The sequence below is a fragment of the Arthrobacter sp. TJ-266 genome, from assembly GCF_058269115.1.
This window is the reverse complement of the sequence record NZ_JBZCNC010000001.1, coordinates 505,645-525,213: the sequence shown is the minus strand read 5'-3', so window position 1 is coordinate 525,213 and position 19,569 is coordinate 505,645. Positions and strand designations below refer to the sequence as shown.

At 69.5% G+C, this 19,569-nt stretch carries 17 protein-coding genes; 8 read left to right on the top strand and 9 right to left on the bottom strand.

The features are described 5' to 3' along the window. Positions 1-38: 38 nt before the first annotated feature. Entirely contained in the window at positions 39-1,460 is a 1,422-nt protein-coding gene (locus AC4D12_RS02670; protein ID WP_490948232.1) for an FAD-dependent oxidoreductase, read from the bottom strand. A gap of 233 nt (positions 1,461-1,693) precedes the next feature. Between AC4D12_RS02670 and rarD the strand changes: the two genes are divergently transcribed. The 3 genes from rarD (at position 1,694) to AC4D12_RS02655 (ending at position 3,383) form a co-directional block, all read left to right on the top strand. Next, positions 1,694-2,656 carry an EamA family transporter RarD gene (gene rarD / locus AC4D12_RS02665; RefSeq protein WP_490948231.1) on the top strand — a complete coding sequence of 321 codons (963 nt, stop codon included), beginning with the start codon at positions 1,694-1,696 and terminating at the stop codon, positions 2,654-2,656. Positions 2,657-2,751: 95 nt separating this feature from the next. After that, positions 2,752-3,141, top strand: a complete 390-nt coding sequence (locus tag AC4D12_RS02660; RefSeq protein WP_490948230.1) for a hypothetical protein — start codon at positions 2,752-2,754, stop codon at positions 3,139-3,141. A gap of 5 nt (positions 3,142-3,146) precedes the next feature. Next, the gene (locus tag AC4D12_RS02655; RefSeq protein ID WP_490948229.1) at positions 3,147-3,383 is read left to right on the top strand and encodes a hypothetical protein; all 237 of its coding nucleotides are present in this window, start codon (positions 3,147-3,149) and stop codon (positions 3,381-3,383) included. A 24-nt stretch (positions 3,384-3,407) separates the two neighbouring features. On the opposite strand, the gene AC4D12_RS02650 is transcribed toward AC4D12_RS02655, so the two are convergent. From AC4D12_RS02650 to AC4D12_RS02635, 4 genes are all read right to left on the bottom strand, one after another. Further along, the gene (locus tag AC4D12_RS02650) at positions 3,408-4,250 is read right to left on the bottom strand and encodes a universal stress protein (RefSeq protein WP_490948228.1); all 843 of its coding nucleotides are present in this window, start codon (positions 4,248-4,250) and stop codon (positions 3,408-3,410) included. A gap of 116 nt (positions 4,251-4,366) precedes the next feature. Continuing rightward, entirely contained in the window at positions 4,367-5,902 is a 1,536-nt protein-coding gene (locus tag AC4D12_RS02645; RefSeq protein ID WP_490948227.1) for an APC family permease, read from the bottom strand. Beyond that, complete coding sequence (locus AC4D12_RS02640; RefSeq protein ID WP_490948226.1) at positions 5,899-6,783, bottom strand: universal stress protein; 885 nt, start codon at positions 6,781-6,783, stop codon at positions 5,899-5,901. Before AC4D12_RS02640 ends, AC4D12_RS02645 begins: the two co-directional genes overlap by 4 nt. Before the next feature lie 3 nt (positions 6,784-6,786). Continuing rightward, entirely contained in the window at positions 6,787-8,190 is a 1,404-nt protein-coding gene (locus AC4D12_RS02635) for a flavin monoamine oxidase family protein (protein ID WP_490948225.1), read from the bottom strand. Positions 8,191-8,319: 129 nt separating this feature from the next. Between AC4D12_RS02635 and AC4D12_RS02630 the strand changes: the two genes are divergently transcribed. Next, positions 8,320-9,000 carry a TetR/AcrR family transcriptional regulator C-terminal domain-containing protein gene (locus AC4D12_RS02630; RefSeq protein WP_490948224.1) on the top strand — a complete coding sequence of 227 codons (681 nt, stop codon included), beginning with the start codon at positions 8,320-8,322 and terminating at the stop codon, positions 8,998-9,000. Here the strand turns inward: AC4D12_RS02630 and AC4D12_RS02625 are convergent. After that, positions 8,988-9,566: a TetR/AcrR family transcriptional regulator gene (locus AC4D12_RS02625; protein WP_490948223.1), complete on the bottom strand. Its 579-nt coding sequence runs from the start codon at positions 9,564-9,566 to the stop codon at positions 8,988-8,990. The two genes, AC4D12_RS02630 and AC4D12_RS02625, sit on opposite strands and share 13 nt — an antisense overlap. Positions 9,567-9,840: 274 nt before the next feature. Here AC4D12_RS02625 and AC4D12_RS02620 point away from each other — a divergent pair, with 274 nt between their 5' ends. Continuing rightward, positions 9,841-10,440, top strand: coding sequence for a GNAT family N-acetyltransferase (locus AC4D12_RS02620; RefSeq protein ID WP_490948222.1), 600 nt, complete (start codon positions 9,841-9,843; stop codon positions 10,438-10,440). Positions 10,441-10,534: 94 nt separating this feature from the next. Here the strand turns inward: AC4D12_RS02620 and gabT are convergent, their stop codons facing one another. Then, entirely contained in the window at positions 10,535-11,920 is a 1,386-nt protein-coding gene (gene gabT / locus AC4D12_RS02615) for a 4-aminobutyrate--2-oxoglutarate transaminase (RefSeq protein WP_490948221.1), read from the bottom strand. A gap of 34 nt (positions 11,921-11,954) precedes the next feature. Continuing rightward, entirely contained in the window at positions 11,955-13,385 is a 1,431-nt protein-coding gene (locus AC4D12_RS02610) for a gamma-aminobutyraldehyde dehydrogenase (RefSeq protein WP_490948220.1), read from the bottom strand. 154 nt (positions 13,386-13,539) lie between these two features. On the opposite strand from AC4D12_RS02610, the gene AC4D12_RS02605 reads away from it, so the two are divergent. Next, positions 13,540-15,060: a PucR family transcriptional regulator gene (locus AC4D12_RS02605; RefSeq protein WP_490948219.1), complete on the top strand. Its 1,521-nt coding sequence runs from the start codon at positions 13,540-13,542 to the stop codon at positions 15,058-15,060. A gap of 124 nt (positions 15,061-15,184) precedes the next feature. Then, positions 15,185-16,441 carry a sensor histidine kinase gene (locus AC4D12_RS02600; RefSeq protein WP_490948218.1) on the top strand — a complete coding sequence of 419 codons (1,257 nt, stop codon included), beginning with the start codon at positions 15,185-15,187 and terminating at the stop codon, positions 16,439-16,441. 112 nt (positions 16,442-16,553) lie between these two features. Here the strand turns inward: AC4D12_RS02600 and AC4D12_RS02595 are convergent, their stop codons facing one another. After that, positions 16,554-18,233 (bottom strand): sensor histidine kinase, encoded by a 1,680-nt coding sequence (locus tag AC4D12_RS02595; protein ID WP_490948217.1) that lies wholly within the window; start codon positions 18,231-18,233, stop codon positions 16,554-16,556. 210 nt (positions 18,234-18,443) lie between these two features. On the opposite strand from AC4D12_RS02595, the gene AC4D12_RS02590 reads away from it, so the two are divergent. Continuing rightward, entirely contained in the window at positions 18,444-19,547 is a 1,104-nt protein-coding gene (locus tag AC4D12_RS02590) for a PP2C family protein-serine/threonine phosphatase (protein WP_490948216.1), read from the top strand. Positions 19,548-19,569 lie beyond the last annotated feature (22 nt).

Genomic DNA, 19,569 nt, shown 5'->3' with positions numbered 1-19,569 from the left:
CCCACAGTCGACGTGGGACAGGTCACAGCATAGCGGCGCTACTCCCCGCGGGAAATGGCGACCATGTCCTCGCGTGGAACGAGCTTCACGCGCTCCCGGATCACCTCGGCGTTGCCCGAGGTGTTCACGAAGTTGGCGCCGAGCTTCGCCTCGTGCGCGTCCAGCTTCAGCCAGCCGTCCCAGGTGGTGTAGCGGACGCCGCGCTCCTCGAGGAGGTCGATGATCGCGTCCTCGGAGGGGTTCTCGGCCGGCGGGAGGTTGAGCCTGTCCTCGAGGAGATAGCCGATGGTCTCCAGGGCGTCACCCTTCGTGTGCCCGATGAGGCCCACTGGACCGCGCTTGATCCAGCCGGTCGCGTAGATGCCGGGCACGTGGTTGCCCTCCTCGTCGATCACGCGGCCGCCCTCGTTGGGGATGACCCCGCGCTTCTCGTCGAAGCCGACCTCGGGCAGTTCGGACCCGAAGTAGCCGATGGCACGGTAGACGGCCTGCACCGGGTAGTCGATCATCTCGCCCGTGCCGCGCACGGATCCGTCACCCGTGAGCTCGGTGCGCTCGAACCTCATCCCGGCCACCTTGCCCGGCGTCTCCGGTGAGTCGTGGATCGCCACGGGAGAGTGCAGGAAGTGGAGGTGCAGCCGGCGGGAGGCGCCCGTGGGCTCGTCCTCGACCAGCCAGTTGGTGAGCGTCTTCACCATCGTCTTGGTCTGGTTGTTGGTGGCGATCTGCTCCTCGGACCCGGCATCGAAGTCGAAGTCCTCCGGGTAGAGGACGACGTCCACGTCGCGCGAGTGCGAGAGTTCGCGGAGCTCGAGGGGCGTGAACTTCACCTGCGCCGGTCCGCGGCGACCGAACACGTGCACGTCCGTCACGGGCGAGGCCTTCAGCCCCTGGTACACGTTGTCGGGGATCTCCGTGGACAGCAGGTCGTCCGCGTGCTTGGAGAGGATCCGCGCGACGTCGAGGGCCACGTTGCCGTTGCCGATCACCGCGATCTCCTTGGCCTCGAGCGGCCAGTCCCGGCTGACGTCGGGGTGGCCGTCGTACCAGGACACGAAGTCGGCGCCGCCGAAGGAACCCTCGAGCTCGACGCCGGGGACGCTGAGATCGGCGTCCTTGATGGCACCCGTCGCGAAGATCACGGCGTCGTAGAAGCGGCGGAAGTCGGAGAGGGTGAGGTCCCGGCCGTAGTTGATGTTGCCGAGGAACCGGATGTCACCGCGGTCCAGGACCTTGTGCAGGGCGTTGACGATGCCCTTGATGCGCGGGTGGTCAGGTGCAACCCCGTAGCGGATCAGCCCGTACGGCGCCGGGTACTGGTCGAAGAGGTCGATGCTCACGGCGAAGTCGCCGTCCTTGACCTCGTTCGACTTCGTGAGGATGTCGGCGGCGTACACGCCGGCCGGACCTGCGCCGATGATCGCGACCCGCAGCGGCCGGGCCGCAGCTGAGGTAGACACTGGATTGCCTTCTTTCGAGCGGAGATGATCCTGATCGACAGCTGTGCACGGAATAAGCGCACAGTTCCTTATTCTAAATGGCGCACGCCCCGCGGAGTTCAAGGAGTGGCGGAGGTCTCGTCCGGGGGTACACGGCGGGCGGCGGTGCCGCGCAGCGTGATCGAGGACCCGTGCAGGGTCGGGTGGCCGGGCGTCGGGGAATAAAAGCGCTGCGGCGGCCCGTTCCGCTGCTCGTGAGAACTACGGGTGTGCAGTCCGGCCGTCAGCCGAGGAGCGAGAACTCCGTCGGCATCCTCTTCGGCACCGCCGCCTATGGCCTGTGGGGCCTGCTCCCGCTCTTCTTCGTGATCCTCGCGCCCGCCGGGCCCATAGAGATCGTGGCGAACCGCGTTCTCTGGTCCCTCGTCTTCTGCGCCCTCCTGCTGACGGCCATGCGGTCATGGCGCCCGGTCGTCACGGCACTGCGCACCCCGAGCATCGTGGGCACGCTAGCCGTCGCCGCCCTGCTCATCGCCGTCAACTGGTTCGTCTACACCTACGGCGTCACCTCCGGTCAGGCCATCGAGGCCTCCCTCGGCTACTTCATCAACCCGATCGTCTCGGTGCTCATCGGCGTGGTGGTGCTGCGCGAGAAGCTGCGGCCCCTCCAGTGGACCGCCATCGGCATGGGGCTGCTCGCAGTCGTGGTGCTCGCCGTCGGCTACGGGTCGGTGCCGTGGATCGCCCTGACCCTCGCGTTCTCCTTCGGCATCTACGGCTTCGTCAAGAAGAAGGTCGGCTCCCGGGTGGACGCCGTCTCGAGCCTCAGCATCGAGACGGCGGTCCTCACGCCGATCGCCGCCGCCGTGATGCTCTGGCTCGGCTCCACCGGCTCCGCGACACTGATCACCGAGGGCACCGCGCACTTCTGGATCATGGCGTCCTCCGGCATCATCACGGCCGTGCCCCTGATCTTCTTCGGAGCGGCAGCCCGCCGCCTGCCCCTGACGACCATCGGCCTGCTGCAGTACCTCGCCCCGGTGATCCAGTTCCTCCTGGCCCTGCTCGTGTTCGGCGAGGAGATGCCGTTCGAGCGGTGGATCGGCTTCGGGCTCGTCTGGCTGGGCCTGGTCCTCCTCACCATCGACATGCTGCGCACGGTGCGGCGCCAGCCGCGGATCGCGCGCGCTGCGGAGCCCGCGGTCAGCGCCGCCTGACCGGACGGCGGGCGCGCCGCGTCTCCGCATGCGAGGGACGCGACGACGGCGGGTGGTCCCTTCGGTGGATCACGGCGGGGCACCATCTTCGTGCCATGACCAGAGCACAGGCAACGGACTTCCTCGTCGCGGCTGCCGTGCACCTCGCCCGGTTCGGCGTGATCATCGGCGGCCTCGCCCTCGCTCCCCTGCTCGGGATCGGCGGCTGGTATGCGGGCCTCTTCGTGAACGGCCTCTGCTGTGTCTTCGCCGTAGCCCTGGTGACGCGGTTCCGGTTGTGGCACCGCATCGGCATCACGCGCCTGTGGGCCGGTCGCAGCGCGGCTCTCTTCCTCCTCGTGCTCCTGGCCGAGGCCCTGTCATGGCTCCTGCCGTCAGGGCTCGACGTCGCACCGCCCGGCGTCGCCCTCTGGGTCCTGACGTTGCTCATGGTCGGGTTCAACGAGGAACTCATCAGCAGGGGCGTGGCACCTACGACATCCTGACCAACGTGCTGCTCTCCGGCGTCGTGGGGTTCGCGATGGCGGCCTTCCAGTACCGCTTCCACTGGATCCTGCCGCTGGTGCTCGTCCACGCGCTCGCCGACTTCACGGCCGTCCATGCACGGGAGCCGCACGGGGACGTCTTCGCCGCCCTGACCGGCGTGATGTTCGTGGTGCTGGGCGCCGTGATGCTCCGCGGGCGGGCGTCCTCGACGCCGCGGGTGGCCGGAAGAACGACGGCGTGACCCCGCCCGCCGCGGTCCGAAGGGTCAGCGCTCGGCGCGGACCCACTCCCTCGGCACGACCACCATCGGCACCGGGAGTTCGCGCAGCATCTTGTTCGCCGTGGCCCCGAGGAACAGCTGACGGCGCTGCGCGAGGCGGCTCGATCCCACGATCACGAGCTCACCCGGATCCCACTCGATGTTGTCGATGGCCTGCTCGATGGTGCGGCCGTGCGCCACGATGATGGACGTCTCATGACCCTCGGGCAGCTGCTCCACGGCGCGCGCGAGGACGGAGTGCGCGTGCTGGTGCGCCCGGTTGATCGCCTCACCCGAATCCGAGTGCTCATGGACGTCGAGGGCAACGAGCGAGACGAGCCGGAGCGGCAGGCCACGGCGGGCGGCGGACTCGACCGCGACGTCCAGGGCTCCCTCCGCACCGGGGCGCGTGCCGACGGCGCAGGTCATGCGGGTGAAGGCGGCGCGGTGCCGGTAGCCGCGGGGCGCGAGGGCCACGGGGAGGGGTGAGCTGTGCAGCACGGCGTTGGCGACACTGCCCACCGTGAAGCGGCGGAGGAGCCCGTTGCCCGCGGCGCCGATGACGATCAGCCCGGCATCGACGTCGTGCGCGGTCTCGAGGAGTCCCTGCGCGAAGGAGTCCGCGAGCCGCACGTGCGTGGTGACCTCGATACCGTCGGGGACGTGCGCCTTCGCGCGGTCCAGCGCCTCCTGCGCCCGGCGTCCACCGGGAGCCACGCTGCCGTCCTGGGGCCAGTCGAGCACGGTCACGAGATCGATCCCGGCCGACTGCGTGAGAGCCAGGGAGGTCGCGAGTTCCACGGCCTCCTGTCCGCGATCGTTCTCGGTGTAGCCGACGACATAGCGCACTGGGCAACCCTTTCCCTGCGGTGGCGGCCTCCCTACGAGGACCTGGTGACGAGGCCGTGGTGACGACGTGACGGCGCGGCCCCGCCCGGAGACGGGCGCGGCGGCATCGGATCACTCTAACGCAGGGGTTCGGGGCCTGCCGGAGCCTGTCCGCGGGTCAGGACGTCCTGCCGGAAGAACGCCGGATTGATGCGCGACCACACGAGCATGAGCACCGCTCCGAGCAGGATCACGCCGATCCCGAGGATGAACACCATGCCCACGCCGAACAGCTCGGACCCGGACCCGTACTCGGGGTCCATGGAGTCGACGGCGGTCTTCACGAACATGACCATGAGGATCACGCCGCCCAGCAGCGGCGCGAGGAAGCGGAACAGGAACCCGCGCACGCTGGAGAACGCCTGCGCCCGGAAGTACCAGACGCACGCGAGGGCCGTGATGCCGTAGTAGAAGCAGATCATGAGCCCGAGGGCCGCGATGGTGTCCCACAGGGCGTTCTCGGACGTGAGGCGCGTGAACACGTAGAATCCGCCTGCGGCGAGCGCGGCGGCCACCGTGGCGAAGCTCGGTGATTTCCGCTGCGGACTGATGCGTCCGTAGCCCTTGGGCAACGCCTGGTAGTGCCCCATGGCGAGGAGGGTGCGAGCCGGTGAGACGAACGTGGACTGCAGCGACGCCGCCGAGGAGCTGAGCACGGCCATGGACATCAGGATGGCGAAGGGGCCCATCACGGGCCCGGCGAGCGCCGCGAAGATGCTCCCCTGGTTGTCCGGGTTGCCGGCGCCGAACTCGCCGTCACCGACACCCGCGAAGGCGAGGGTCGCGAGCGCGACCGTCAGGTAGATGACCACGATGACGACGACGGTGAGCGCACCGGCGCGCCCCGGCGTCGTGCGCGGGTTGGTGGTCTCCTCGTTCATGGTGAGGGCCACGTCCCAGCCCCAGTAGATGAAGATCGAGAGGGAGACCCCGGCGGCGAACGCCGAGAAGGAGCCGACCGCGAAGGGGTTGAACCAGTCGGCGCTGATGGTGGTGGCGTCGAAGGCGGAGCCGTTCGCCACGTGGATGAACGCGGCGATGGCGAACCAGGCGAGCACCACCAGCTGGAACGTGACGAGCACGTACTGCACCGTCTTCGTGGCCTCCATGCCGCGGTACGAGACGTAACAGGCGAGGGCGATGAACACGAGCGTCGTCGCGATGTTCACCGGGAGGTCCAACGTGAGGTCGGCCAGCGCCGGGTCGTCGAAGAGCTGCGAGAGGAGAAGGTAGAAGAAGTCCACCGCCACGGCTGCAAGGTTGGAGAGGACGATCACGGTGGCGGCGATCAGCCCCCAGCCGCCCATCCACCCGACCCACGGACCGAACGCCCGCGTGGCCCAGGTGAAGGAGGTCCCGGAATCGGGCATGGCGGCGTTGAGTTCGCGGTAGCCGAGAGCCACCAGCAGCATGGGGATGAACCCGACGAGGAAGATGGCCGGCAGGTTCACGCCCACTTCCGCGACGGTGGGGCCGAGCGCCGCCGTGAGCGTGTAGGCGGGGGCCACGCAGGACACCCCGATCACGACGGCGCCCAGCAGGCCCACCGTCCCGGAGTCCAGGCCCTTCCGGCTGAGGCCGGTTCCCCGTTCGGTCGTCTCGTCGATGCTCATGCGCGTGCCTCCGATGATGGGCCCGGCCCGACGGCGGGTGGGGCGTAGGTGCGCGGGACCACGACCATGGGGACGGTCAGCGTGCGCAGGATCTTGGCGGCCGTGGACCCGAGGAAGATGCGCGTGTGCTGCGCCAGGCGGCTCGATCCGACGAGCAGCACCTCCCCCTCGTCCCAGGCCAGGGCGTTGATCGCTTCCTCGATGGAGGTTCCCCGCGCCGTCTCGACGCTGACGCGACCTCCGGCCGCGAGCGGTGCCGCCGCCTCGGCCAGCAGCCGGTTCGCATCCTCCTCGGCACGCTCCGGGTCCGGCAGACCGGTGTCGAGCGGTACCAGCGAGACGAGCCGGAGGGGTAGGCCCCGGCGTTCGGCGGACGCGATCGCGACGGCGATGACGTCGTCGGCCCCGGCCCGCCGGCCCACGGCGCACGTGAGGCGCGTGACCGGATCGGTGCGGCGGTAGCCCTGCGGGGCGAGGGCCACGGGCACGGGGGCCGCGTGGAGGAGCGCCCGGGCCACGTTGCCCACGCTGTAGCGGCTGGCCAGACCGCGGGTGCTGGCACCGATCACGATCAGTGACGCCTCGGTGTCCTCCGCGGCGCGGATGAGCCCCTCCGCGTTGGACTCCGCCCGGATCACCACGCCGCGGGCGGTGACGTCCTCGGGCACCAGGGCGAGGCCCTCGTCCATCCACTCCTGCATCTGCTCGGTGAGGAGGGTGTCGAAGCCCTTGTCCGGCGGGTAGGTGCCCGCGTACAGCGAGTGCTCCGGTGTCACGAGCACCAGATCGAGGGTGGCGTCCTGGCGGCGCGCGAGGGCGACGGCGAGGCTGACGGCGTCATGCCCGCGTTCGTCCGCGGTGTACCCGACGATGTAGCGCATGGCTCAAGCCTCCTTGGTGGAACCGGTGGACTGCAGGCCCGCCGAGAGGGCGCGGTCCACGGCGACGGCGGTGCGGCGGCCCATCCGGATGGCGCCGTCCACGTGCTGGTAGCCCTCGGCAGCGATGTCCGAGCAGGACCAGTGGATGGGGCCCACCGGGGTCCGCTGGTCGCGCCCGTAGCGGTGCAGACCGCCGAGGTCGTAGCTCGAGGCGTAGGCGCCGCGTGTCCATTCCTCGGAGGCCCAGTCGGATTCGTAGTACACCTCGGGTTCGAGGGCCTGCGGGCCGAGGAACCCGGCGATCGAGGAGAGGATGCGCTCCCGGCGCTCGTGCGGCGGCAGCTCGAACATGGCGTCCGCCCGCTCGTCGGACACGAAGCCCACCAGGGTGCCGCGGGGATCCTCGAGGTTCGAGTTGTCGTAGACCTCCTGCACGATCGAACCGGCGCTGAAGCCGGTGCCGGAGAGGCCCTCCTCCCGCCAGAACGGCGTGGCGTAGACGGCGTGCACCTTGATGACGAGGCCCAGTGACTGGTGCTGGTGCATCTGGAGCTGTCGGCGCGGCAGCGGAGGCTCGTAGCTGATGCGCGAGTACAGGTTGGGCGGCACGGCCACCACCGCGTAGCGCGCGTGCACGGTCGTGGTGTCCGAGACCACCGTGACGCCGTCCACGCCGTCGATCCCGCTCCAGCGGAGCGTCCGTACCGGGCTGGACAGCACCACGTCCTCGCCGAGGTCCGCCGCCATCCGCTCCGAGACCGACTGCATGCCGCCGATCACGCGCCGGTCGAGGATGAAGTTCTCGTCCACGAGGTTCGAGAAGGAGCCTGCACTCGCCGCCATGAGGACGGCCTGCAGCGCCGAGAAGGAGTGCGCGGGCTTCGTCAGCATGCCGCCTGCGATGAACAGGCCGATGTTGTCACAGGCCTCCTCGTCGTCCGAGTGCTGCCGCAGCCAGTGGTGGAAGGAGATCGTGTCGAGGGCCCGTGCGTCCGGGTGGTTCCAGGGTGCCTCGGGGCCCGCCTCCGCGACGATCTCGTCGAGGACGGCGATGAGCCGCTCCATCTCCTCCCGCGTGTAGTCGCCGACGGGGAACATGTCGCCGGAGTAGCGGATGGGTTCGCCGTCGGGGCCGATGTAGACGGAATCACCCTCCCGGTAGCGGGGGTAGGTGTCGAGGCCCAGCTCGCCGAGGAGTGCGATCAACGCGGTCTGGTCCGGCGACACCCACTGCCCGCCGAGTTCGAGCACCGCGCCGTCGACGACATCGGTGTGCGTGCGCCCGCCCACGCGGTCCCGCGCCTCGAGGACGGCGACGCTCCGCCCCGCCCGCCGGAGCTCCCGCGCAGCGGTCAGGCCCGAGGGCCCCGCTCCGATGATCACGACGTCGCGCTCGATGGTTCTCACGTGTTCCTTCCCGGCTCCATGACGCAGGCCACAAAATGAATGCCATTCATTATTGCGCCTACTATAGCTACGGGCATCCGTTCGGGGAAGGGCCGGCCGGCCCGGGATGCCGCGACAGGAGGACCACCGATGACGCCACCGCCGCCGCCCGCACCGGCGCCTCGACGGGCCGGGCGGCCACCCCGCAGCGTGCTCTCGAAGGAGCGCATCACGGAGGCGGCCCTGGAACTGATCACGCAGTCGGGGCACGAGGGCCTGACGATGTCCGCTCTCGCCCGACGCCTCAGGGTCGCCGCGTCCGCGCTCTACAACCACGCCGCCTCGAAGCAGGAGGTGCTCGGCTGGGTGCAGGACCACGTCATGACCATGGTGGACGTCGGCGCCTTCACCTCGGAGGCCTGGGACGAGGCCGTGCGGCGGTGGGCGTGGTCCTACCGCGAGGTCTTCGCGCGGCACGCCCCGCTCGTCCCGGTCATCGCCGTGATGCCCGTCGCCGACGCTGCCGGGACACTGCGGATGTACGAGGAGGTGGCCCGCGGCTTCCGCGACGGCGGCTGGCCCGAGGAGCGGATCGTCCCCGCGATCGTGGCACTCGAGTCCTTCATCTACGGCTCGGCGCTGGACGTCGTGGCTCCCGTCGACATCTTCGAGGCAGGAGGTGCCGCGGAACAGTTCCCGGTCTTCACGGCGGCGGTGAGGAGCGCCACGGCCTCGGCCGGCGAGGACCCCGCGGCGGATGCCGCCTTCCGGATCGGCCTGGAGAGCATGATCGCGGGCCTGCGGCTGCAGCTGGCCGCCTACTCGTCCTGACGCGCGGGGTGCACGAGCCGCCCCATCCGGTACGCCGTGGAGCGCAGCACGTCCACGAAGGCCGCACCCTCCGTATCCAGCCACTCGGTGAGGGCCAGCTCGAACACCGTGACGCCGTAGCGTGCCACCAGTCGGGCCTCGCGGGTCTCCACCCCGTGCCGTTCGAGCGCCGCACCGATCACGTCACCGAGCACCAGGTTCTTCAGCAGCTCCCGCTCGCGGAGGCCCTGGTCGGATTCGATGATGGCGCGCCGGGCCAGGATGTCCTCGCGCCAGCCCTCGAAGGGGCCCCTCGCCATCGCCTCGAACCCGTGCATCACGAGACCCAGCGGTGAGAGGAAGGCAGGCGCTTCGGCGACCAGCGCCTCGACGACGCCGGGGAGCTCCCGCTCCCGGAGGAACAGGACGTCCCGCTTGTCCGGGAAGTGGCGGAAGAACGTCCGCGTGGTGAGCCCGGCCCGAGCCGCGATCTGCGGGACGGAGGTCCGGCCGTACCCCTGCTCGGTGAAGAGCTCGACGGCGGCCCGCTCCAGCCGGAGGGCGGCGTCCGGAGCCCATCTGCTCATGATCCCACCGTAGCCGATGACACGGTATGTCATAGCGCGGCACCGTGATGACAGACCAGGACATCGCAACCTCGATCAAGCGGCACCCATGCCGACCGATCGAGCGCCACTCCTCATCCCTGCCGGCACATCCCTCGAGCGAGGCACGGGGGCCTGACGCCTGATGAGCCTACTGATTGCTAGACCATCTAGCTTTACGGATCCTGAGTTAGCTGTTAGCGTTCGAGGACGGTCAAGCAACGGCCTACCGCATGTCGATTTACCGAGGTACACCATGTCTGTTGCACCCATCACTCTCGTAGCGCCCACCCCGTCCGGATCTCGTGACCATGGCGCCGCGGTTGTCCCCGAACGTTCCACCCTCGACTTCGCTGCTCCGGCCGAAGCTCCTGCGGGCCCCACGCTTCCCGATGTCCCGCACGACCTCTCGACCATCACCACTCGCGAGCTGCGCATCATGAGCAACCAGCTGTACCGCGTCCTCGACACCGACTTCCCGCCGTTCGGCGTGCAGGAGGACTACGAGGCCGTCGTCGAGGCGCTCGCCCAGCGCGAGGCCCGGGCGGCGGAGCAGACCGAGGCTGAGGAACTTCGTGAGAAGTTCCGCGACAACGCCGTCAGCTCGCGCTTCGAGCTCTTCCACGACGGCACGATGGTCGGATACGTGAAGTACGACATGCGAGCGGGCCGCGTACGGCTGCTCGAGACCGTGGTGGGTCCGGCCTACCACAGCGCGGGGCTCGAACCCGTCCTCATGCGGAACACACTGCTCAACATCCACCGCCGCCGCCTGGTGCCCCTGCCCTACTGCCCGCACGCGCAGGCCTTCCTGGCCGACAACCCCCAGTTCCGGGCACTGATCCCCACGAAGTAGCCCAACCGGGAGACCACGAGACCCCGCAGCGAGATCCTCGCTGCGGGGTCTTCTGCGTGCGGGCCTTCCTCCTCGTTCCGCTGTGCCCGGTGCGTCAGGCTGCGGCAGCCCGGATGGCGGCCTCGAGGACGTCCAGGCCGTCGGCCAGCAGATCGTCCGTGATCACGAGGGGCGGCAGCAGACGGATCACGTTGCCGTAGGTGCCGCAGGTCAGGATGATCACGCCCTCCCGCAGACAGTGCGCCGCGATCGCCTTCGTCGCGTCCGCATTCGGTGCCTTGCCGCCGCCCGGCATCACGAACTCGAGCGCCAGCATGGCACCCCGCCCGCGGAGCTCGCCCATGATGCTTCCCTCACCGAGCTCCTGCTGCAGGGCCGTGAACCGCTCCGTCACCATCTGCTCGATGTGGCGGGCCCGCCCGGCGAGGTCCTGCTCCTTCATGGTGCGGATGGCCCCGAGGGCTGCCGCGCACGCCACCGGATTCCCGCCGTAGGTACCGCCGAGCCCGCCGGCGTGGACGGCGTCGAGCAGGTCCGCCCGGCCGGTGATGGCCGAGAGCGGCATGCCGCCCGCGATCCCCTTGGCCATGGTGATGATGTCCGGCACCACGCCCTCGTGGTTCACCGCGAACCATTCACCCGTGCGGCAGAAGCCCGACTGCACCTCGTCGGCGATGAAGACCACGCCGTTGGCCGTGGCCCATGCGGCCAGCGCCGGCAGGAAGCCGTCGGCGGGGACGATGAATCCACCCTCACCCTGGACCGGCTCGATGATGATGGCGGCGACCGACTCGGCGCCGATCTGCTTCTCGATCATCGTGATGGCACGCTGCGCCGCCTCGGGACCCGTGATGGCCGGGTTCTCCTCGCGGAAGGGGTAGCTCATCGGTACGCGGTAGATCTCGGGCGCGAACGGCCCGAAGTTGGTCTTGTACGGCATGGACTTGGCCGTCAGCGCCATCGTGAGGTTGGTCCGGCCGTGGTACGCGTGGTCGAACGCGACGACGGCGTTCCGGCCGGTGGCGAGGCGCGCCACCTTGACGGCGTTCTCCACCGCCTCGGCCCCGGAGTTGAACAGGACGGTGCGCTTCTCGAAGTCGCCCGGGGTCAGCTCGGCGAGCTGCTCGGCGACGGCGATGTAGCCCTCGTAGGGGGTCACCATGAAGCACGTGTGCGTGAAGTGCTCCACCTGCTCCTTGACGGCATCGACGACGGCGGGGTCCGAGGCGCCCACACTGGTCACCGCGATACCGGAGCCGAGGTCGATGAAGGCGTTGCCGTCGACATCGTGGATGATCCCGCCGTCGGCGTCCGCCACGTACACGGGCACGCCCGAGGCGACGCCCTTGGCGACGACGGCGGCACGGCGCGCGGCCAGCTCGGTGGACCTGGGGCCGGGGAAGTCGCCGGTGATGCGCCGCTTCTGCTCGAGCCTGAAGCGCGAGGCGGTGACGCCGGGAGTGGTTGCGAAGGTGGTCATCGTGTTCCTCGTCTTTCCTGGATCCGAGCCGTGCTCAGGCGTCCAGCACGCTCATGACGTGCTTGATGCGGGTGTAGTCCTCCACGCCGTACATGGAGAGGTCCTTGCCATAGCCGGAGTTCTTGAAGCCGCCGTGCGGCATCTCGGCCGTGAGCATGATGTGCGTGTTGATCCACACGGCCCCGAAGTCGAGGTCGCGCGAGACACGCATCGCGGTGCCGTGGTCAGTGGTCCACACGCTGGATGCCAGGGCGTAGTCCACGCCGTTGGCCAGGCGGACGGCCTCCTCCTCGGTGGCGAACGTCTGGACCGTCAGCACGGGCCCGAACGTCTCCTGCTGCACCACGGCGTCGTCCTGCCGGGCGCCCGTGATGATGGTCGGCTCGAAGAAGTAGCCCTTCTCGCCCGCGCGCTTGCCACCGGTGGCGATGCTGCAGTGCTCGGGCAGCGCGTCGATCACTGCGTTCACGGCGTTGAAGTGGTTGATGTTGTTGAGCGGACCGAAGTAGTTCTCGGAATCGTCGTCGCTGCCGGTCCGCAGGGTGGCCGTGTGCTCGACCATCGCCGCCACGAGCTCGTCGTGCGCCTCCTCCTGGACGAGCACGCGGGTGATCGCGGTGCAGTCCTGGCCCGCGTTGAAGAACGCGAACTCGGTGATCGCCTCCGCCGTCCTCCTCAGGTCCGCGTTCGCGAACACGACGGCGGGGGCCTTGCCGCCGAGTTCGAGGTGCGCCCGCTTCAGGCCCTTCGCCGCGCTCGAGGCGACGGCGATGCCCGCGCGCACGGACCCGGTGATGGAGACGAGCCCCGGCACGGGGTGCTCCGTCATGGCGGTGCCGGTCTCCGCGGTGCCGAGCACCACGTTGAGCACGCCGTCCGGCAGGATCCCCTGCGTGAGGCGCGCCAGCACGAGCGTGGACTCGGGCGTGGTGTCACTCGGCTTGAGCACCACCGTGTTACCCGCGGCGAGCGCCGGCCCGATCTTCCAGATGGCCATGAGGAAGGGGTAGTTCCAGGGCGCCACCTGCGCCACGACGCCGATAGGCTCGCGACGCACGTAGGAGGTGTGGCCCTCCAGGTACTCGCCGGCGGACTTGCCCTCGATGATGCGCGCGGCGCCGGCGAAGAAGCGCAGCTGATCGGCCCCCACGGCGACCTCCTCGGCGGCGATCATCTCGCGCACCTGACCCGTGTTGCGGTGCTGCGCCTCCACGAGTTCGTCACTCGCGGCCTCGACGGCATCGGCGAGTTTCAACAGCATCAACTGTCGCTGGCTCGGCGTGGTCCGCTTCCACGTGGTGAAGGCGCGGGCGGCCGCCTGCATGGCGTCGTCGACGTCCGCGGGCGTGGAAATGGGCGACTGCGCCACGACCTCGCCGTTGGTCGGGTTCACGACGTCGAGGAACTCGACGCCGACGGGCGTCACGAAAACGCCGTCGATGAAGTTCCTGAGGGTCTCGGCCACGTGGCTCTTCCTTTCGGGGGGGGGTGGGGAGGCAACACGCCACCTGCGTTCGCACCGACCGTACCGCCGCCCGGGAGAGTCCCGCCACGTCCTGCTGCACAGACCCTCCGGGTACCCCCGGTGCAGGAGCACAAGGGCGCGCTACGCTGTGCGCATGGCCATCTCCCTCGACGACCTGCTGGCGGACCCCGCGCTGGGCCTCGTGCTCGAGGGCGCCGCACCGCCGCCCGCACAGGTCATCCAGTGGGTCGCCGTCACGGAACTCGAGGATCCGCGGCCTTTCCTCAACGCTGCCGAGGTGGTGCTCACCACGGGCATCCGCCTCACCACCCCAGCCGCGCAACGGGCTTTCGTGCAGCGCGCGCACGAGGCGGGCGTCCTCGCCATAGGGTTCGGCGTGGGGCTGACGTTCCCGGGCATCCCCGCGGACCTCCTCGCTGCGGCCGACGCCGTGGGCCTGCCCACGTTCCGCGTGCCCTACGAGGTTCCCTTCATCGCGATCGGCAAGCGGGTGGCGGACGCCCTGTCCGCCGATCATTATGCGGGGCTCGAGACACTCCTCGAGGGGCACGCGACCCTCGCCTCCACTCTGCTCGGACAGGGCGGGCTGGACGCGCTGCTCGCCGAGCTCGCCCGCATGCTCGGCTCCGACGTCGCCCTCTTCCAGTACGGCGCACGGATCGCAGGTGCCGCCGCCCCCGCCGCCCGCCAGGTCGCGCGTCCGGGGCGCGGAACCGGCGTCGTCGGCCGTGCCACGTCCCCGAGGACGGCGGACGGCGGACGGGAGGCTGGCGGCGCGGACGGGACCATGACGGCTCCCGGCAGATGGCACCGGCTGCCGATCGCGACGGGCCTCAAGGACCGCTGCACCCTCGCCATCGCCGAGCCCTGCGCACCCGCGGCCATCCTGACGTACGCCCAGACCCTCATCTCCGTGGAACTGACCAATCAGGCCCGGAACAGGACAGGGGCGCGCACCGCCGCGGGCCAGGTACTCGAGGACGTGGTGCGGGGCACGCTGGACGGTCCGGAGGCAGCGGTCCGGCTCGCGGGGCTCGGCGTGGACACCGCGGCGCGCCACCGCGTGGTGATGGTCGACGTCGCCTCCGGCCAGCGGCGCGCCCTTCGCACCCTCCCCCTGCCAGACGGGCTGGGCGCCGTCGTCGAGGCGCTCGTCGACGAACGTCTCGTCCTCGTGACCCCGACGTCGGGCACCGCGGAGGCGGAGGCGCTCGGCCGCTACCTGCACGGGGCGGGCCTCACCGCGCGGATCGGCGTGGGCGGTGCCTACGTGCAGCCGCAGGGGCTCCGGTGGAGCTACTTCGAAGCGGCGGACGCCCTGCAGCGGGGCCGGCCCGTCAACATCGCCGAACGTCTCACTCTCGCGTCACTGCTCATGGCGAGCGCCGACGTGCCACTCGCGGACTTCGCCGCCGGCACGCTCGCACCCCTGGAAGCGTTCGACGAAGCGCACCGCGCAGGCCTCGTCCTGACCCTGCGCCGCTACCTCGACCTCGACGGCTCGGTGGCCGCCGTCGCGGCGGACCTCGACCTGCACCGCAACACCATCCGCTACCGCCTGCAGCAGGTCAGAGCGCTCACCGGGTACGACGCCGCCGTCACGGCCGACCGCGTGCATCTCTACCTGGCGTTGCGCATCCGCTCGCTCAGCTGACAGCACGAACGGCGTGCGTACCCATCCGGACGGACGTCACGCACGAATAGCCGCCACCATCAATGCCGAGGACGCGTGCAATCATGAGTTCCAGATGTGCCGGTCTCAAGGTCCAGGGGTAACCATGTCACTGCTTCATGCCGACGAAACGGAATTGCAGGAATTCGCCCGTCAGGCGGTGCTCCAGGACTACGGCCTGCCGTCGGGCAGCACCGGCGAGGCGCGGCCGGGCGGCGCTGGCGCGGAGCTCGGTTATGACACTCCGCCGGAGCTCCTCGACCTCGTGAAACTCGCGGTGCGCATCAGCGGCATGGATGCGGGCGTCATCAACATCATCACGGCGGATGAGCAGCACCAGCTGGCCGCCGTGGGCGTGGACGCCGCCGTGTGCTCGCGGGACGACTCGATGTGCTCGAAGGTGTTCACCACGGGCGCCATCACCGCCCTGGCCGATGCCTCCGCCGACCCCCGCTTCGTCGACAATCCCTTCGTCAACGGGCGCATCGCGCAGGTCCGCTCCTACGCGTCGGTGCCCCTCGTGACCGAGACCGGCTACGCGCTCGGATCCCTGTGCGTCTTCTCCCCCGCCACGCGTTCCTTCGACGCCGAGCAGCGTGAGGGCCTCGAGATCCTCGCGCGCCAGGTGGTCGAGATCCTCGAGCTGCAGTTCAAGACACGCCAATTGGTGGCCGCCCTCGAGGTGGTGCGCCGCAGCAACGAGGATCTCGCGGGGTTCGCGGCGCGTGTGAGCCACGACCTCAAGAATCCCCTCACCGCGATCCTCGGCTACACCGAGCTCAGCGAACAGGACACGGACGTGCAGGCGAGCGGCCCTGCTGCCCGCTACTTCAGCATCATCCGCGGCAGTGCGAGCCGCATGCTCTCCACGGTGGAGGAGGTGCTCGAGTTCTCCCGTATCGGTGGCACCATCACGCGGCAGACCGTGCGTCTGAGCACCATGATGAGCGCCGTACTCCAGGACGTGCTGCCGCTGACCAGCTCCTACGATGCGGTGGTCCTCGTTGAGGACACCGAACTGTTCGTGGACCGGGCCCAGGTCACGGCGCTCCTCCAGAACCTCGTCTCGAATGCCATCACGTACTCGGAGCCGGGAGTTCCCCCGCGCATCGAGGTGGTGGCCACGAGCGGTGAGTCCCAGGTGCTCCGCGTCATCGACCATGGCAAGGGAATCGACCCCGCGGACCGCACGCGCGTGCTGGAGCCGCTCGTCCGGTTGCACCGCGACGGCGATCCGGCGGGCAGCGGTATCGGCCTCGCCACGTGCGCGCGCATCGCGGCAGCCCACGGAGGCTCCATCACCATCGTCGGTACTCCTGGCGGCGGTACCACGGTCACGGTCGACCTCGGACCGGAAGCATGACCCCTGGCCGTGGATGGCTGCCGGGGGTCCATGCGCCGCGGTGCTGGGCGCTGCGGCCGGAAGGACCGGCTCCGGCCTACTCCCGGGACCGGACCGGCATACCGAGACCGGCCTACCGGGACTGCAACTGCTGCGCAGGACGCGCGTGGGCCATCGGCACCCGAAAGGTGAAGGTGGAGCCCTCGCCCTCCACGCTGGTGCACGAGATGCTGCCGCCGTGGCGTTCGACGATGGCCTTCGACAGCGCGAGTCCGAGCCCGACGCCCGGGATGGCAGCGTTCCGGGCTGCCGACGTACGGAAGAACTTGGAGAAGACGCCGGACAGCTCGTCCGCGGACATCCCGCTCCCCTCGTCCGTCACGCTGCATTCGACCTGATCGTCCACCGCCGTCGCGCGGACGGTCACCCTGCCGCCGGCGGGAGAGTACTTGACCGCGTTGGAGAGCAGATTGTCGAGGACCTGCGCGATGCGCGGACCGTCACACACGGCCATGAGGCCGGGGTCGCTGAGGTCCTCGAAACGCACCAGTGGATTGGCGTTGCGCTCCGACGCCGTCCTGACGCGCTCGCGCACCAGCTCGGACACGTCGGTCGTGGTCGGGGAGATTTCGGGCGAGGCCTCGGCCGATGACAGGAGGTCGATCACGAGCTTGTGCAGACGCTCGGAGTTCCGTGACACCACGTCGAGGCCACTGGCCACCTCGGGATCCAGGTCCGGCATCCCGGTGAGCAGTTCGAGGTACCCACGAATGGCGGTCAGGGGGGTCCGTAACTCGTGGGACACCGTCGAGACGAACTCGTCCTTGGCGTTCAGCGCGGCCACCAGCTCCGTGACGTCGTTGAACGTGACCACGGACCCTTCGCGCGTACCGGTCTGCGTGGTCATGAGGCGCGACGACGTGGAGAGAACCCGCTGGTTCGGCTGCTGCCCCCACCACACCAGGTAGTCGGAGAAGATCTGGCCCTCGGCAGCCCGCTGGGTGGGTCGACGCGAGGCGGGCATGACCGTGCGCCCGTCCTGCAGGTACAGGTCGAGCTCGGCCTCGGCGGTCCCGGCGGCGCCTCCCGCGAGCTCGTGGAAACGTTCGATCTTCCGGTTGGCCAGCACGGGCGTGCCTGCCTCGTCCACTGCGATCAGCCCGATGTCCACGCTGTTCATCACGGTGTCGAGGAGCCGCTCGCGCCGGGCGCTCTCCTCGAGCAGGCGATGCAACTCCGCGTCCTTCTCCTCCACCACGCGCTGCTGGGCCATCATGCTGGCGGTCATCACGCGCATGGTCATCCCGATGGCGAGCATGATGAAGGGGAGGAGGAAGGACTGCGTGAGGGACTGCGACGTGACGGGGATGTCGGTCACGAAGATGGGTACCCACACGATGGCGAGCGAGGCCAGGAAGCTGAGGGCGATCAGGGCGCGGGGAAACAGCCCGGAGGCCGCGAGCCAGATGACCGGGAACACCGTCAGCAGACCCACACCGGTGATGATGGTCCCCGAGCCGTGACGCATCAATCCGATCGGGATGAAGTCGAGCAGGGGGATGACGATGAAGGCCCCGTACGGCAGCCGATCCCAGGGGGTGACGATGCAGAGGATCAGGAGGACGGCCTGCAGGGCGACGCCGATCAGGAAGGGCGTGCTGGCGAAGAGATCGCGGTGGAAGAACGCTCCGCCGACGAGGACCAGGAGCACGGTGAGGCTGAGCGGAAGCTGGCTGAGAATCACGCGGGAGCGCATGGTCAGCTCGTGGAATTGTCGCGTGTTCAACGTGAGGTAGGAGAGTACCCTGTCCATACCGCCGCCCCCTCTCCATCCGCAGGTTCCACGCGCGCGCCGTGGCCCGGGCGCGCTGGCCCCGGTGCCAATCTAACGCGGCACTCCCGCGATTCGTCTCGCGGCAGCGGCGGGACTTCCTCAAGTTCTGTTCAGCTTCCGCGCAACAAACCGTCGACCATGGCGAGGGTCCCGCACCCGCCGGTCCGCCCGTAGCGTTTAATGAGCATCATGACTGACCCCCCGGAGATTCGTCGCGCACTGGTGATCGAGGACGACGCCGACATCAGGAGCTTGCTGGTGCAGATCCTTCTCCGTGAGGGCTTCGAGGTCAGCGAAGCGGGCACCGCCCGTGAAGGGCTCGAGAAGGCACGGGCCGGTGCCGATCTCATCACGCTGGACCTCAACCTGCCGGACGGCGACGGCGTGGAGATCTGCCGCGAGGTGCGAGGCTTCTCGGACGCCTACATCCTGATGATCACGGCGCGAACGGACGAGATCGAGCGGCTCACGGGCCTCGAGACCGGCGCTGACGACTACATCAGCAAACCCTTCAGCCCCCGCGAGCTGGTGGCGCGGATCAACTCGCTCTTCCGTCGCCGCAGCCGGCAGGCGGAGGCCGACGTCGCCAATGCCACCGAACGCACCCGGGCCGCCGAGGTGCAGCAGAACCTCCTGCCCCGTGACGACCTCCGGTTGCAGGACTACGAACTCGCCGGTAAGTTCCGCCCGTCGCGCAGCGTGGGCGGTGACTTCTACGACTGGTACGGGACCGACGGCGGGTTGCACCTCACGGTCGCCGACGCCATGGGCAAGGGGATGGGTGCCGCCCTGATCGCCGCGACCGTCCGGGCAATCATGCGCTCGGTCGCCGCGCAATCGGACATCGAGGGCGCCTTCGCGACGGCAGCCCGCGCCGTCGAGACGGACCTCGAGCAGACGAACTCGTTCGTGACGCTCTTCCATGGTCGCCTCAGAGCTGCCTCAGGTGTGGTGCAGTACGTCGACGCCGGGCACGGGCTGGCCCTGCACGTCGCCGCGGACGGGAGCGCCACCCGCCTCGCCTCCGCCGGACCGCCCGTCGGAGCATGGCCCGACCAGGTGTGGGCCGGCGCCAGCATGCAGCTCGAACCCGGGGACTCCCTGGCCATCGTCAGCGACGGCCTCCTCGACATCTACGAGACGGTGGACGAGTTCACCACGGCCGTTGCCGACGTCGTCTCCGGTGCAGACACCGCCGAGGCGGCCTGCGCGGTCCTGCTCCATATGGCCGACGTACCCGAGGTCGCGGATGACGTCACCGTCGTCGTCCTGCGGCGAGGACACACTGCCTGACGGGACGTCCTCGTGACATCCC